The organism is Kineococcus sp. R86509 (assembly GCF_042466365.1).
Classification (GTDB): Bacteria; Actinomycetota; Actinomycetes; order Actinomycetales; family Kineococcaceae; genus Kineococcus.
In genome coordinates this window covers 3,524,015-3,537,744 of the sequence record NZ_JAXHCE010000001.1, presented here as the reverse complement: position 1 = coordinate 3,537,744, position 13,730 = coordinate 3,524,015, and the positions used below count along the sequence as shown (strand labels likewise).

General features: G+C 73.7%; 15 protein-coding genes. 8 read left to right on the top strand and 7 right to left on the bottom strand.

Annotation, left to right across the window (positions count from 1 at the left end; translation table 11 throughout):
• Nucleotides 1-72: 72 nt before the first annotated feature.
• Complete coding sequence (gene map / locus SJY07_RS17270) at nt 73-840, bottom strand: type I methionyl aminopeptidase (protein WP_380160761.1); 768 nt, start codon at nt 838-840, stop codon at nt 73-75.
• Between the two features lie 57 nt (nt 841-897).
• On the opposite strand from map, the gene SJY07_RS17265 reads away from it, so the two are divergent.
• Both SJY07_RS17265 and SJY07_RS17260 read left to right on the top strand, forming a co-directional pair.
• Entirely contained in the window at nt 898-1,167 is a 270-nt protein-coding gene (locus tag SJY07_RS17265; protein WP_380160759.1) for a helix-turn-helix domain-containing protein, read from the top strand.
• Nucleotides 1,164-2,483, top strand: coding sequence for an FAD-binding oxidoreductase (locus SJY07_RS17260; RefSeq protein ID WP_380160758.1), 1,320 nt, complete (start codon nt 1,164-1,166; stop codon nt 2,481-2,483). The genes SJY07_RS17265 and SJY07_RS17260 overlap by 4 nt, the downstream gene beginning before the upstream one ends.
• Here SJY07_RS17260 and SJY07_RS17255 read toward each other — a convergent pair whose 3' ends face one another.
• A complete protein-coding gene (locus SJY07_RS17255; RefSeq protein WP_380160756.1) occupies nt 2,484-3,050 on the bottom strand; it encodes a TetR/AcrR family transcriptional regulator in 567 nt (188 codons plus the stop codon).
• Nucleotides 3,051-3,140: 90 nt separating this feature from the next.
• Between SJY07_RS17255 and SJY07_RS17250 the strand changes: the two genes are divergently transcribed.
• Together SJY07_RS17250 and argG are read left to right on the top strand one after the other, a co-directional pair.
• Nucleotides 3,141-4,031, top strand: coding sequence for an aldo/keto reductase (locus SJY07_RS17250; RefSeq protein ID WP_380160754.1), 891 nt, complete (start codon nt 3,141-3,143; stop codon nt 4,029-4,031).
• Between the two features lie 65 nt (nt 4,032-4,096).
• Nucleotides 4,097-5,509: an argininosuccinate synthase gene (gene argG, locus SJY07_RS17245; protein ID WP_328293000.1), complete on the top strand. Its 1,413-nt coding sequence runs from the start codon at nt 4,097-4,099 to the stop codon at nt 5,507-5,509.
• Nucleotides 5,510-5,572: 63 nt separating this feature from the next.
• Here argG and SJY07_RS17240 read toward each other — a convergent pair whose 3' ends face one another.
• From SJY07_RS17240 to SJY07_RS17230, 3 genes are read right to left on the bottom strand one after another with little or no spacing between them, the layout of a single operon-like run.
• A complete protein-coding gene (locus tag SJY07_RS17240) occupies nt 5,573-6,019 on the bottom strand; it encodes a YbaK/EbsC family protein (protein ID WP_380160752.1) in 447 nt (148 codons plus the stop codon).
• Between the two features lie 45 nt (nt 6,020-6,064).
• Nucleotides 6,065-8,980 (bottom strand): AAA family ATPase, encoded by a 2,916-nt coding sequence (locus SJY07_RS17235; protein WP_380160750.1) that lies wholly within the window; start codon nt 8,978-8,980, stop codon nt 6,065-6,067.
• 38 nt (nt 8,981-9,018) lie between these two features.
• Nucleotides 9,019-9,189, bottom strand: a complete 171-nt coding sequence (locus SJY07_RS17230) for a hypothetical protein (RefSeq protein WP_328293003.1) — start codon at nt 9,187-9,189, stop codon at nt 9,019-9,021.
• A gap of 185 nt (nt 9,190-9,374) precedes the next feature.
• On the opposite strand from SJY07_RS17230, the gene SJY07_RS17225 reads away from it, so the two are divergent.
• Both SJY07_RS17225 and SJY07_RS17220 read left to right on the top strand, forming a co-directional pair.
• Nucleotides 9,375-9,611: a hypothetical protein gene (locus tag SJY07_RS17225; protein WP_380160747.1), complete on the top strand. Its 237-nt coding sequence runs from the start codon at nt 9,375-9,377 to the stop codon at nt 9,609-9,611.
• Between the two features lie 27 nt (nt 9,612-9,638).
• Entirely contained in the window at nt 9,639-10,256 is a 618-nt protein-coding gene (locus SJY07_RS17220; protein WP_380160745.1) for an MBL fold metallo-hydrolase, read from the top strand.
• 1 nt (nt 10,257) lies between these two features.
• On the opposite strand, the gene SJY07_RS17215 is transcribed toward SJY07_RS17220, so the two are convergent.
• On the bottom strand, nt 10,258-11,430 hold the full coding sequence (locus SJY07_RS17215) for a winged helix DNA-binding domain-containing protein (protein WP_380160743.1): 1,173 nt from the start codon (nt 11,428-11,430) through the stop codon (nt 10,258-10,260).
• A gap of 49 nt (nt 11,431-11,479) precedes the next feature.
• Here SJY07_RS17215 and SJY07_RS17210 point away from each other — a divergent pair, with 49 nt between their 5' ends.
• Together SJY07_RS17210 and SJY07_RS17205 are read left to right on the top strand one after the other, a co-directional pair.
• Nucleotides 11,480-11,821, top strand: a complete 342-nt coding sequence (locus SJY07_RS17210) for a DUF4440 domain-containing protein (RefSeq protein WP_380160741.1) — start codon at nt 11,480-11,482, stop codon at nt 11,819-11,821.
• Nucleotides 11,822-11,843: 22 nt separating this feature from the next.
• On the top strand, nt 11,844-12,419 hold the full coding sequence (locus tag SJY07_RS17205; protein ID WP_328293008.1) for a hypothetical protein: 576 nt from the start codon (nt 11,844-11,846) through the stop codon (nt 12,417-12,419).
• Here SJY07_RS17205 and SJY07_RS17200 read toward each other — a convergent pair.
• The gene (locus tag SJY07_RS17200; protein WP_380160739.1) at nt 12,416-13,723 is read right to left on the bottom strand and encodes an MFS transporter; all 1,308 of its coding nucleotides are present in this window, start codon (nt 13,721-13,723) and stop codon (nt 12,416-12,418) included. The genes SJY07_RS17205 and SJY07_RS17200 overlap by 4 nt on opposite strands.
• Between the last annotated feature and the right edge of the window lie 7 nt (nt 13,724-13,730).

Here is a 13,730-nt window from a genome sequence, read left to right as displayed (position 1 = left end):
CCGACCCTAGGCAGCGGGCGGAGGGGTGTCAACGAAACCCCCTCCGCGCAACTCCCCGCCGACGGGACCCGCTCAGGGCAGGGTGAGGACGACCGGGCCGTCGGAGGTGATCGCCACGGTGTGCTCCTCGTGCGCCCCGGAACTCCCGTCGACGCTGCGCATCGTCCACCCGTCGTCGTCGGTCGTGAACTCGGGGCTCCCACCGGCCATGAACCAGGGTTCGATGGCGACGACCAGCCCGGGCTTGAGGACGAGCCCACGACCGGCGCGGCCGTCGTTGGGGACCGAGGGGTCCTCGTGCATCGTGTGCCCGACGCCGTGACCACCGAAGGTGGTGTTGACCCCGCACCCGTGCGCCCGGCCGACGGCACCGATCGCGGCAGAGACGTCCCCGATCCGGTTCCCGACGACGGCGGCGGCGATCCCGGCCGCGAGCGCCTCCCTGGTCGCCGCGACGAGTTCCGCGTCACCGGGGCGGGGAGTGCCGACGCTGAAGGTCGTGGCGGAGTCACCGGCCCAGCCGTCGAGGACCGCGCCGCAGTCGACGCTCAGCAGGTCACCGTCGCGCAGGACGTAGCGGCCGGGGATCCCGTGCAGCACGGCGTCGTTCACCGAGGCGCAGATGACCCCGGGGAAGGGCGAGTCGGCGAACCCGGGCTGGTAGCCGAGGAAGGGGGAGGTCGCCCCGGCCCCGAAGATCACCTCACGGGCGACGGCGTCGAGTTCGTCGAGGCGCATCCCGACGGCCGCGTGCTCCCTCACCGCGGCCAGGGCCGCGCCGACGACCCGACCGGCGGCCCGCATCCCCTCGATCTCGCGGGGTGTCTTCAGCTCGACCACGTCGGCCTCCTGCTCGTCACGGACCCGGTATTCCTATCCCGGTATTAGTATCACTCCATGGTCCGTCCGCCGCTGCCCGAGGAAGTCCGCGCCCGAGGTCGTCTCCTGGGCGAACTGCTCCGCTCCGCCCGCGGCGAGCGCACCGTCCCGCAGATCTCCGCGGCCTCCGGCGTCCCGGCCGAGACGCTGCGCAAGATCGAGTCCGGCCGCATCCCGACCCCCGCGTTCTTCACCGTCGTGGCGCTCGCGGACGCCCTCGACCTGCCCCTGACGGACCTCGTGACCCACTGCGCCGCACCGGCTCCCCGAGCCGAGGGGGTCGCGTGAAGCTGTTCACCGACGAGGAGTCGCGGCGCGCCGTCGCCACCGACCGCTCCGGCCACCGGCCGGCGACGTTGCCCGACGGGGTCGTGCGCGCGGCCACCGTCGACGACGTCGTCGACACCCTGCGCTGGGCCACCGAGCACCGCACCCCGGTCGTCACCCGCGGCGCCGGGACGGGCCTCGCCGCCGGTTCCAGCGCCCAGGCGGGCGAGATCGTCCTGGACCTCTCCGGGATGGACCGCATCGTCGCGATCCGCCCCGACGACCAGGTCGCCGTCGTCGAACCCGGCGTCCTCACCGCCGACCTGGACGCCGCGGCCGGCGGGCACGGACTGTTCTACGCACCCGACCCGGCCAGTTCCGCGATCTCCTCGATCGGCGGGAACATCGCCACCAACGCGGGCGGGCTGCGCTGCGCGAAGTACGGCGTGACCCGTGACGCCGTCCTCGGTCTGGACCTCGTGCTCGCCGACGGCCGGAGGGTCTCGACGGGGCGCCAGACCGTCAAGGGCGTCGCCGGCTACGACCTCACCAGCCTCGTCGTGGGTTCGGAGGGGACCCTCGCCGTCGTCGTGGGCGCGACCCTGCGGTTGCGGCCGCGACCGGCCGCGATCGCCACGCTGGCGGCGCACTTCGACGACCTCGTAGCCGCGGCGGCCGCCGCCTCGGCGATCACGACGGCCCGCCTGCAACCCTCCGTCCTGGAACTCGTGGACAGCGTCACCCTCGAGGCCGTCGACGCGGCCCGGGGTTCCTCGTTGCGCGCCCTGGGTGCCGCCGTCCTCGTCGTGCAGTGCGACGGCCTCAGCGCCCGGGCCGAGATCGACGCCGTCGCCGCGGTCGTGGCGCCGTTCGCGTCGTCGTGGCGTTCGACCAGCGACCCCGTCGAGGCCGAGGAACTGCTGGCCGCCCGCCGGGCCGGACTGCCCGCCCTGGAACGCACGGGCGACGTGTTCATCGAGGACGTGGCCGTGCCGCGGTCGCAGCTGGCCGCGACCGTCGCGGGCATCCAGGAGATCTCCGCCCGCACCGGAGTGCGGATCGCGACGATCGCCCACGCCGGCGACGGGAACCTGCACCCGATCATCGTCGTGGAACGCGGCGGGACGGTCACGGAGGGCCCGCCGTGGGACGCGGCCTGCGCGGTGTTCGACCTCGCCCTGGCGCTCGGCGGAACCCTCACGGGTGAGCACGGCGTCGGGTTGCTGAAACGCACCTGGTTGCGCCGGGAACTCGGCGACGACTCGCTCTCGTTGCAGCGCAGCATCAAGGCGGTGTTCGACCCGCTGGGGATCCTCAACCCCGGCAAGGCCGTCTGATCACCGCGGGGCAGCGCGGAGGGCGTCGACGAGCAGGTCGAGCAGGCGGACGGGTTGTCCGGGCGGCCCGCCGGCGGTGGAGAGGAACACCCCGAGCAGCATCGCGGCCACGTCGTCGGGTTCGACGTCGGCGCGCAACGTGCCGGTCCTCGCCCCCTCCGCGAGGAACGTCGCCAGGACCGCGGTGATGCGTTCCCGCGTCGCCGGGGTGGTGATCCGACCCGAGGCCCAGCCTGCCCGCAACGTGTCCATCATCGCGCGCTTGGTGGCGACGAACTCGGCGTAGCGGGCCAGCCAGGCCCGCAGGGCGAGATCCGGCGGGAGCTCCGCCAGCACCCCGGACGCGGCCTCGACGACGCCGTCGAGCTCCGCGCCGTAGACGGCTTCCACCAGCGCGTCCCGGGTCGGGAAGTGCCGGTAGAGCGTTCCGATCCCGACCCCGGCGTCACGGGCGATGGCCTCGAGCGCGACGGCCTCGCCACCGGCGAAGGCCGCCCGGGCGGCGCTCAGCAGCAGCTCGCGGTTGCGGGCGACGTCGGCGCGCGGACGACGAGGAGCGACAGACAAAGCGGAGGTTCCTCCGGTTCAGTGCTAACGTGGTTGATGCGGAGGCTCCTCCGCTTCAGCTCATCATCCCACGTCGAGAGGGATCCCACGATGACCAGCACCGCCACGCTCGCGAGCCGCACCGTCCACCGCATCGGCTACGGCGCCATGCAGCTCGAGCGGCTCCACACCGACCGCGAAGCCGCGATCACCCTGCTGCGCCACGCCTTCGACCGCGGCGTCGACCACGTCGACACGGCGCAGTTCTACGGCGACGGTTTCGTCAACGGCGTGCTGCGCGACGCACTGCGCCGCGACGACGACGTCCTGGTCGCGACCAAGGTCGGCGGCGAACCGAACCCCGGCGGCGCGATCCCGTTGCGACTGGCCCAGCGTCCCGAGCAGCTCCGGGCGAGCGTCGAGGCGAACCTGACGAGCCTCCGCCTCGACCGGCTCCCCCTGGTGAACCTGCGCCGGGCCGAGGTCGGACCGGGCCTCATCGCCGAAGGCGACCAGGTCGTCGACCTCGACGACCAGCTCGCCGTCCTGACGGAACTGCGGGACGCCGGGAAGGTCGGGGCGATCGGCCTGAGCAACGTCACCCTGTCCGACCTGCGACGGGCACTGCCCGTCGGGATCGCCTGCGTGCAGAACTCCTACAGCCTGGTGAGCCGCGGCAGCGAGGACCTCCTCGACCTCTGCACGACGGAGGACATCGCGTGGGTGCCGTACTTCCCTCTCGGCGGGGCGTTCCCGGGCCTGCCGAAGGTGATCGACGAACCGACGGTTCGGGCTGCGGCACAGGCCTTCGGGGTCACCCCCGCCCAGGTCGGTCTCGCCTGGCTGCTGGCCCACACCGCCACCACCCACCTCATCCCGGGCACGGCGGACCTCGCCCACCTCGAGGCGAACCTCGCCGTCGGCGGGATCACGCTGGACGCCGCGACCCTGGCCGCACTCGACGCCGTCCCGTCCCGCTCCGGTGACATCGCCGCGCCGTGAGACGGTCCTGTCCGTCGGTCGGGTGACGTTTGCATGAACATGCACTCTTGTGCATAATGTTCCGCATGTCCAAGGTGCTCACGTCCCTGCCCGCCGGCGAACGCGTCGGCATCGCCTTCTCGGGCGGTCTCGACACGTCGGTGGCCGTCGCGTGGATGCGCGAGAAGGGCGCGGTTCCCTGCACCTACACCGCCGACATCGGGCAGTACGACGAACCCGACATCGACTCCGTGCCGGGACGGGCCTCGGCCTACGGCGCCGAACTCGCGCGCCTCGTCGACTGCCGGGCCGCGCTGGTCGAGGAGGGCCTCGCCGCCCTGACCACGGGCGCCTTCCACATCCGCTCCGGCGGCCGCAGCTACTTCAACACCACCCCGCTGGGCCGGGCCGTCACCGGCACGCTGCTGGTGCGCGCGATGCTCGCGGACGACGTCCAGATCTGGGGCGACGGCTCCACCTACAAGGGCAACGACATCGAGCGGTTCTACCGCTACGGCCTGCTCGCCAACCCCTCGCTGCGGATCTACAAACCGTGGCTGGACGCCGACTTCGTCACCGAACTCGGCGGGCGCAAGGAGATGTCGGAGTGGCTGCAGGCCCGCGACCTCCCCTACCGCGCGAGCACCGAGAAGGCGTACTCCACCGACGCGAACATCTGGGGCGCCACCCACGAGGCCAAGCGCCTCGAGCACCTCGACGTCGGCGTCGAACTGGTCGAACCCATCATGGGCGTCCGGTTCTGGGACCCCGCCGTCGAGATCGCGGCCGAGGACGTGACGATCGGCTTCGAACAGGGCCGCCCCGTCTCGATCAACGGTGAGACGTTCGAGAACGCCGTGGACCTCGTCCTGGCCGCGAACGCCATCGGTGGCCGGCACGGGCTCGGCATGTCCGACCAGATCGAGAACCGGATCATCGAGGCCAAGTCCCGCGGGATCTACGAGGCGCCGGGCATGGCCCTGCTGCACGCGGCCTACGAACGCCTCGTCAACGCCGTCCACAACGAGGACACCGTCGCGAGCTACCACAACGAGGGTCGTCGCCTCGGTCGCCTCATGTACGAGGGCCGCTGGCTGGACCCGCAGGCCCTCATGCTGAGGGAGTCGCTGCAGCGCTGGGTCGGCAACGCCGTCACCGGTTCCGTCAGCCTGCGGCTGCGTCGCGGCGAGGACTACTCGATCCTCGACACCCAGGGACCGGCCTTCAGCTACCACCCGGACAAGCTGTCGATGGAACGCACCGAGGACTCCGCCTTCGGCCCCGTCGACCGCATCGGGCAGCTGACCATGCGCAACCTCGACATCGCCGACTCCCGCGCCAAGCTCGAGCAGTACGCGGGCATGGGCATGGTCGGCAGTTCCCAGGTCAGCCTCATCGGGGCCCTGGAGGCCGGTGGCGCGGAGGCGATCGCGTCCCGCGGCACGGGCAGCGGCGACGAACTCCTCGACCGGGCGGCCATGGAGGCCGGCACCGACTGACCGGCACCGACTGACCGGCACCGACTGACCGGTACCGACTGACCGTCTCCGGGGGTCAGGCCGTCACGGCGTGACGGTCACCGGTTCGGCGTCGCAGATGCGCAGCAGCTCGGAGTACGTCGTCGGGAAGACCGTGTGCGGGGTTCCCGCGGCGGCCCAGACGACGTCGTAGCGCAGCAGGTCGACGTCGATCACCGTCCGCAGGTGGGCCGGGTGCCCGAGCGGTGCGACCCCACCGATGGGCTGCCCCGTCGCGGCCCGGACCGTCGCCGCGTTCGGGCGGGTCAGCTTCTCCACCCCGAGGGCGGCCGCGGTGTGCTCCGGGTCCACGCGGTGCCCACCGCTGGTGAGGACGAGGACCGGCTCACCGTCGGCGAGGAACACCAGGCTGTTGGCGATCGCCCCCACCGAACACCCCAGGGCGCCGGCGGCGTCGGCGGCCGTGCGGGCCGACGTCGTCAGTTCCACGACCTCACCACCCGCCCCGGCCTCGTGCAGGGCTTGCGACACGACTTCGGCGTTGCGGTGCACGCGAACTCCCGGGATCGGGTGGAGCTACGAGGTGTCCTGGCGATCCTCGCCCCGGACCGCCGGGGAGAGCAAGCCGCCGCGCAACCCGATCGACACCGCTTCGGCACGGGAGGACGCCCCGAGCTTGGCGAAGATCCGGGAGACGTGCACGCTGGCGGTCTTCTCGGCCATGAACAACTCCTCCCCCACCTGACGGTTGGTGCGTCCGGCGGCGAGCAGGTCCAGGACCTGCAACTCCCGTGCGGTCAGCGGGCCGCGCCCGGGAGCGGCCGTGGCGCGCATCCGGCGGGCCAGGTCCTCCAGCGCCGCCGACAACGGCACGGCGCGCATCGCCGACGCCGCCCGACGCGCCTCGTCGAGGGCGAGCAACCCCTCCTCGCGCAGACCGGCCGCGCTGCACGCCTCGGCCAGGCGACGCCGCGCCCGGGCCAGGTCGTAGACGTCGCCGTAGGAGAACTCCTCGACCGCGAGGCGCCAGGCCCGCACCTGCTCCACCGGGTCGCTCCCGCGGAACCGGGCCACCTCGGCGTGCGACGTCGCGAGCCAGGCGCGACCTTCCGGGCCCATCGTCCCCGCGCGCGGTTGTCCCACCTCGACGAGGTGCAGCACGCGGTCGTGGATGCGCTGCACCAGGGCGTCGTCGGTGGAACGGGCGTCCGCGAGCGCCGCGACGGCCTGGGCTCCCAGGCGCAGACCGCGCAGGTGGGCGGGGTTCTCGATGCCCTCGAAGCTGAAGAGGGCCTCGGTCAGCAGCCGGGCGGCACCGGCCGGATCCCCGCGCCAGCTCAGCACCTCGGCCTGCACGACGGTGACGGAGAGGCCTTCCTCGGGGTCGTCGGACCAGGCGGGGTCGAGCAGGGCGGCGACCTCGTCGAAGGCTCCGCGCGCGGCGAGGACCTGCGCCTGGACGACGCCGACGGCCGCGGCGGCCAGGTGGGGGGCCTGCGGCCCGATCGCCCGGGCCTGGCGCAGCGCGCGGTCGAACTCCCCGGTGACGAAGCTCGTCGTGACCTGCAGCCAGAGCAGTTGCAGGCCGTAGGGCGCCCAGGACAGCCCGACCGAGGCGGCCCAGGCGCAGGAGTCGTCGAGGACCTCCGCCGCACCCGCGAGGTCTCCCCGGTCGTAGCGTTCGACGGCCAGGTTGTACCGGGCCCGCAGGGCGGTGCCGAGGTGGCCGGCCTCCTCGGCCGTGCGGGCGGCGCGGGCGAAGAGCGCGTCGGCGTCGGCGAGCGCGCCGTCGAGGTTGTCGAGACCGCCGAGGGTGATGAGGACGTCGGCCTCGGCCCCCGCGAGGTCGCCCGACGTGGCGACCAGGGCGAGCGCGCGTTCGGCTTCCCGCCGGCACTCGGAGAACCGGTCGAGGTTCAGGTAGCATCGGGCGATCACGGCGGTGGCCCAGCAGACCGCGTGCGCCGCAGCGGGATCGTCGCCGCCCCGGCGTTGCGCCTCGCGGGCCTGGGTGATGGCCCGTTCCTGCTGCCCGCACCCCCAGAGCGCGGTGGCGCACTGCCGGTGGACCTCGGCGGCCAGCGCGGGCGCGGCGTCGTCGGGCAGGAGCTCGACCGCGGCGCGGGCGAGCAGGGCGGACCGTCCGGGATCCCCCGAGACCATCGCGAGGTCGGAGGCACGCGTGGTGAGTTCGAGGAGGGTCGTCCCGGACCGTCGGGCGGCGTCGGGTACGGCGTCGAAGAGCGGGAGGACCTCTTCGAGGTGTCGCCAGGCCTCGGCCGGGGCGCGCAACCGTTCGGCCTCGTCGGCGGCGGCGACACCCGCGACGAGCGCCCCGGCGAGGTCGTTGCTGCGGCGGGCGTGGTGGGCGAGTTCAGCAGCGGAGGCGAAGGAGTGTGTCGCGGCGGAGGCGGAGGCGTGTGTCGCGGCGACGGAGCCGGTGATGGCGCGGGCGTAGGCGGCGTGCAGCCGGACCCGTTCACCGGGCAGCAGGTCCTCGTAGACGGCTTCCTGCAGCAGGGCGTGCCGGAAGGCGTAGCCGTCCTGGCCGTCGACGTCGAGCACCCGGAGGGCGACGGCCGTCCGGACCCGTGCGTCGAGGTCGTCGTCGGAGGTTCCCGTCGCGGCCCGCAGCAGGTCGTGCCGCACGCGGCGGCCGCCGACGGAGGCGGCCCGGACGAGGTCGGCCACCTCGGGTGGCAGCGTCTCGACCCGGGCGAGGACGACGTCGGCGAGGGCGGTCGGCAGGCGGCCGCCACGCACCGGCGCGGTGAGCAGGAGTTCCGCCGCGTAGTAGGCGTTCCCCTCGGCGCGCTGGTGGATGCGGCTCGCCGTCGTGGGGTCGACGTCGCGCCCGCGGAGGTCGCGCAGGAACTGACGCATCTCCTCCCCCGTGAAGGGTTCGAGGGTGAGGCGCCGCACGGAGGCCAGCCGGCCGAGCTCGGCGAGGACGGGCCGCAGCGGGTGACGCCGGTGCAGGTCGTCGGTGCGGACGGTGGCGACGACGAGGAGTCGTTCCTCCCGCACCCGGCGCAGCAGGTAGGTCAGCAGGTCGCGGCTGGCGCTGTCGGCCCAGTGCAGGTCCTCGAGGACGAGCAGGACCGGCCGGTCCCGGGTGGCGGCGGCGAGGGTGGCGGTGACGGCGTCGAAGAGCTGCAGCGGGGACAGGTCGTAACCGGTCGGGCCCGGTCGGCCACCGAACCACCGGTCGGGGTCGTCGCCGCGCAACGGTTCCAGGGCTTCGACGAAGGGCAGGTACGGCAGGGCCTCGCCACCGGCGGAGGCGCAGTGCCCGAGGAGGACGGTGTCCCCGTTCCCGCGTGCGCGGTGGGCGAGTTCGGCGACGAGCCGGGACTTGCCGACCCCGGCGTCGGCCTCGACCAGGACGGCCCCGGAGGCTCCGGCGCGGGCCGCACCGAGGGCTCCCTCGAGCACGTCGAGTTCCCGGGCGCGCCCGACGAGGCGGGTCGGGTCGGGCGGTAGCGCGGGCACGCCGGACATCGTGGCACCGGGAGGGGACGCGGGGCCGGTCAGCGCCGGAGCCGTCGCGTCCACCAGTGACGTCGCTGTGGCGGGCCCGCGGCGCGGCGGGCGGTGCGCAGCACCCGCACGAGGTGCTCGCGGGCGGCGAGGGCTTCGGCCTCCTTCCGGCGCTGGTCGAGTCCTCCGTGCAGTTCCCACTCCAGGGCGGTGAGGTTCATGCGGACGACGTTCCCGCTGAGGCCCGGGGGTGGTCGTCCGGCGTTCACGTCGCCTCGGCGCGCACTCCGCGCCTTAGTTACTTACAGTTCACGAGGTGGAACGCAGTGTCCTGAGGCGTGGACCGGCCCGGTCGACTTCGACGCTCGAACGTGCATCGGCCCCGACGCCGAGCCACCATCGTGAGGTGGCCGTCTGGAAGTCCTTCATGGACCTCGTGCACCTCATCGGTGCGCTGGGGTGCCTCGCCCTGACCGGCGGGTTCGCCGCCGACGGCGAGGTCGCCCGAGCCGTCTTCTACGGCCTGCTGACCATGACCTTCGCCATCGGCCTGGCCCAGCGCCGGACCGCGCAGGACCGCGTCATCGACCTGCGCGAGGACGCCGCGACACCGGCCCTGCACCCGGTGGCCCGCCCGCGCTGACCCGCCCGCGGTCGCTACGGTCGGGACATGAGCGCCACCACCACCAGCTCCGCCGAGGTCGACTCCGTCCACGTCGGGGACATGGACAACGTCGCCTACCTCGTGACCTGCCGCAGCACCGGCCGCCGCCTGCTGATCGACGCGGCCGCCGAGCCCACGAAGCTGCTGGAGTTCGTCGGCGGCCCGCTGGACCTGATCGTCACCAGCCACCGCCACCACGACCACGTCGGGGCCCTCGCCGCGCTCGTCGAGGCCACGGGCGCCACCACCGCCGCGGGCGAGGACGACGCCGACCACCTGCCCCTCCCCGTGCAGCAGCGCCTCACGCACGGCGACGTCGTCCGCGTCGGTGACGTGGTCCTCGAGGTCGTGCACCTGCGCGGGCACACCCCCGGGTCCGTCGCCCTCGTCCTGCGCGACGCCGACGGGCCCGACCAGGTCTTCACGGGCGACTCGCTGTTCCCCGGTGGCGTCGGCAACACCCGCGGCAACGCCGCCGACTTCACCCGGCTCCTCGACGACGTCAACACGAGGTTGTTCGACGTCCTCGACGACGACACCGTCGTGCACCCCGGTCACGGGGCCCCCACGACGATCGGCACCGAACGCCCGCACCTGGCGCAGTGGCGCGAACGCGGCTGGTAGGTCACGGCGGGACGACCGGCTCCCGCATCGCCGCGGACGGGTAGACCGTCCCGACGCGCACCCCGCCGAGCCAGGACGTCAGACGCGCGGCCTCGGCCCGCAGCGCCTTCCGGGCGCGGGCGCCGACCTGCTCCAGCAGCCGCAGGTGCACCACGCCCGCCTCGTCCTGCACCCAGCACCCCACGACGCGCCCGTCGACCCAGGCCGTCGTGCCGGCGTTGCCGTTGCGGTCGAAGAGCTGCTCGCGGTGCGGGCCCAGGTAGAACTCCCGCGCCTTCCAGCCCATCACGGTCGGGTCCAGCACCGGCAACAGCGACGCCCAGGCGCCCGGGTCGGGCGTCTCCTCGACGTCGTCGGGCAGGAGGTACCCGAGCGACCCGCCGTCCAGCGAGACCTCGACCGCGTCGAGTTCCCGCAGCGCCGCACGCACGATCGTCTTGGTCGCGCCCAGCCACCAGACGACGTCGTCCTCGGTCCCGGGCCCGAACGTCCCCAGCCAGCGCCGGACGAGTTCCCGGTAGCCCGCCTGCGCCGAGGTGGGTGCGGGAACCTCCCCCAGCCAGTCCGGGGTCAGCGTCCACCGGGGCCGCGACGTCCGCCAGTGCCCGGTGTTGACGCCCCGCACCACGTGTCCCGTCAGCCCGAGGTGGGTGAGGATTCGCGAGGCCGACCACGACGACCCCGGTGAGACCGAGACCTTGACGTCGATCATCGGCACCGCGAGCCGGACCTGTTGCGCCGTCAGGCCTTCCGGCGCGTCGGCGAGGACGGCGAGGACCTCCCGGCGGGCGCGGTCCAGCCACTCCTGGCCGTCCTGCGCGAGGTCCGCCTTCACGACGTCCTTCGCGATCGTCGCGCGTTCGGTGCCCGCGACCCGCGCCGATGCGCTCGGCCAGACGTGGGGCAGCAGTTCCCGCGGGAACACGAACAGCGTGCGCCGCATCGCGAGCTGCTTGACCAGGGTGCGGTCGACGTGGAGCGCCCGTTCGACGTCGGCGACCTGCAGTTCGCGTCCCCGCGCCCAGCAGGAGAGGTGCACCGTCGCCGGTTCCGTGGAGTGCAGGACCGTCATGGCCTGCGTGACGGCCTCCGGGCCGTCCAGCCGCGCCGCCGGCGCCAGGGCGTGCCGCCACGCGATCCGGGCACGGCGTTCGGCGTCGGTCACGTGGCGCACGACGCCATCCTCCACCGCGTCGCGGGGCCGGCGCTGCCAGGATCGGGTCGTGAACGACGTGGACGTGGTCCGGGACCTCGAGGTCGAACTGCTCTCCCCCACCGCCCGACGCTCCCCGGAGCGGTTGGGGCAGCTGCTCGACGCGGACTTCCGCGAGATCGGCGCCTCCGGTCGGGTCTGGTCGCGCGCCGAGACGATCGAGCTGCTGGCGGGCGAGGACCGGACCGAGCCGTTCCCGCACGCCGAGCTCACCGGGGAGGTCCTGGCCCCGGGCGTCGTGCTCCTCACCTACGTCTCCGACCCGACCGGTCGCCGCGCCCACCGGTCCTCGCTGTGGCGCCGGACCCCGGACGGCTGGAAGTTGCGGCACCACCAGGGCACGCTCTGCTGATCATCGGTGGGAGTCTTGGGCCATGGGACTGGGTGGAGCGCCGGACGAGTGGGCCGACTACGAGTGGTTCAGGCTCGAGGACGTCCCCGCCCCCGAGGTCGTCCGCGTCGGCCCGGACCCGGCCAGCGACGCGCTGCGCCTGCTCGTGCGGGACTACCCCGTGTGGGCCCAGCAGGGTGCCCAGCGGGTCCTGCTCGTCGACCTCGACAACCTGCGGGCCTCCCCCAGCCGGTTGCGCGCCCGGCTCGCCGTCGTCGTCGAGCTCGCCCGCCAGGCCGACCACGTGGCGCTCGCCGGGCAGGTGGGGGCGGTGGCCCGCTCCAGGCCGTGGCTCGAGGAGTTCGCCGACCGGGCCAAAGCCGTCCCGCAGGGCGCCGACGTGGCCGACTACGCGCTGCTGGCCGCGGCCGCGAAGGTGGCGGACCCGGTCGAGTTCCTCGTGGTGAGCAACGACGGGATCTTCGCCGAACTCGCCGAGCGCGGTGACCTGACGATCCTCTCCCCCGGGATGGACGCGCTCAGCGCCGGGCTGCACGGGGCCGCGAGCATGCTCGTGGACCTCGCCGCCCTCGAGGCCGAGGCGGCGCGGAGCCGTTAGTCCAGCGCCGTCCCGCGGGTCTCGGGGAGCAGGAAGCTCGCCGACGCGGCGATCGCGAAGGCCAGCGCGAACACCACGAACACGACCGCGCTGCCCCCGGTGCCCAGGAGCACCGGGACGCTCAGCGGGGCCAGGATCGAGGCGATCCGGCCGAAACCCGCCGCCGACCCGGTGCCCCGCCCGCGCACGGCCGTCGGGTAGACCTCGGGCGTCACGGCGTACAGCGCACCCCACGCCCCCAGGTTGAAGAACGACAGGGCCATCCCGGCCGCGAGGATCGTCGTGGTGGAAGCGGCTGCGGCGTAACCCAGGGCGGAGAGGGCCGAGCCGACGAGGAACAGCGCCAGGGTCCGCCGCCGCCCCCACGTCTCGACCAGCACGGCCGCGACCGCGTACCCCGGCAACTGGGCGAGCGTGATGATCAGCGTGAACTGCAACGACCGGATCACGGTGAACCCGTCCTCGACGAGCAGGCTGGGGATCCAGGTGAACGCGCCGTAGTAGCTGAAGTTCACGAAGAACCAGACCAGCCACAGACCCAGCGTGCGGCGACGCAACGTCGGGTGCCAGATCCCGTGCCCGCCGACCGGTCGCGGATCGGGCACGAGGTCCCCGACGGGCCGGACCCCGGCGGCGGCCTCGAACTCCTCGATGACCGCGGTCGCCTCCGCGGTGCGACCCTTCGAGAGCAGGAACCGCACGGACTCCGGCAGCCCGCGGCGCACGACGACGGCGTAGACGGCCGGCAGCGCCCCGAGCGCGAGCGCCCAGCGCCACCCGTCCTCCGACGCCGGGACCAGGAGGTACCCGACCAGGGCGGCGAGGGTCCAGCCCAGCGCCCAGAACGCCTCCAGCGCCACGACGACCCGACCGCGAATCCGACGCGGTGCGAACTCGCTGACCAGGGTCGAGGCGACGGGTAGTTCCGCGCCCAGCCCGAGGCCGACGAGGAAGCGGAAGACCAGCAGGGCTCCCAGCGACCACGACAACGCCGCGGCGCCGGTGGCGATCCCGTAGACGAACAACGTCACCGCGAAGACCTGGCGTCGCCCGATCCGGTCGGCGAGCAGGCCGCCGAACGTGGCACCGAGAGCCATCCCGGCGAACCCGATCGACGCGATCCACGACAACTGCGTCGCGTCCAGGTGCCACTGCGCCTTGAGCGCGACGAGCACGTAGGCGACGAGGCCGACGTCGAAGGCGTCGAGCGCCCAGCCGACCCCGGAGCCGACGAGCAGGCGCCGGTGGCGGCGGGTGAAGGGCAACGTGTCGAGGCGTTGCGAGACGGTCGTGGGTGCGCTCACGTTCGCC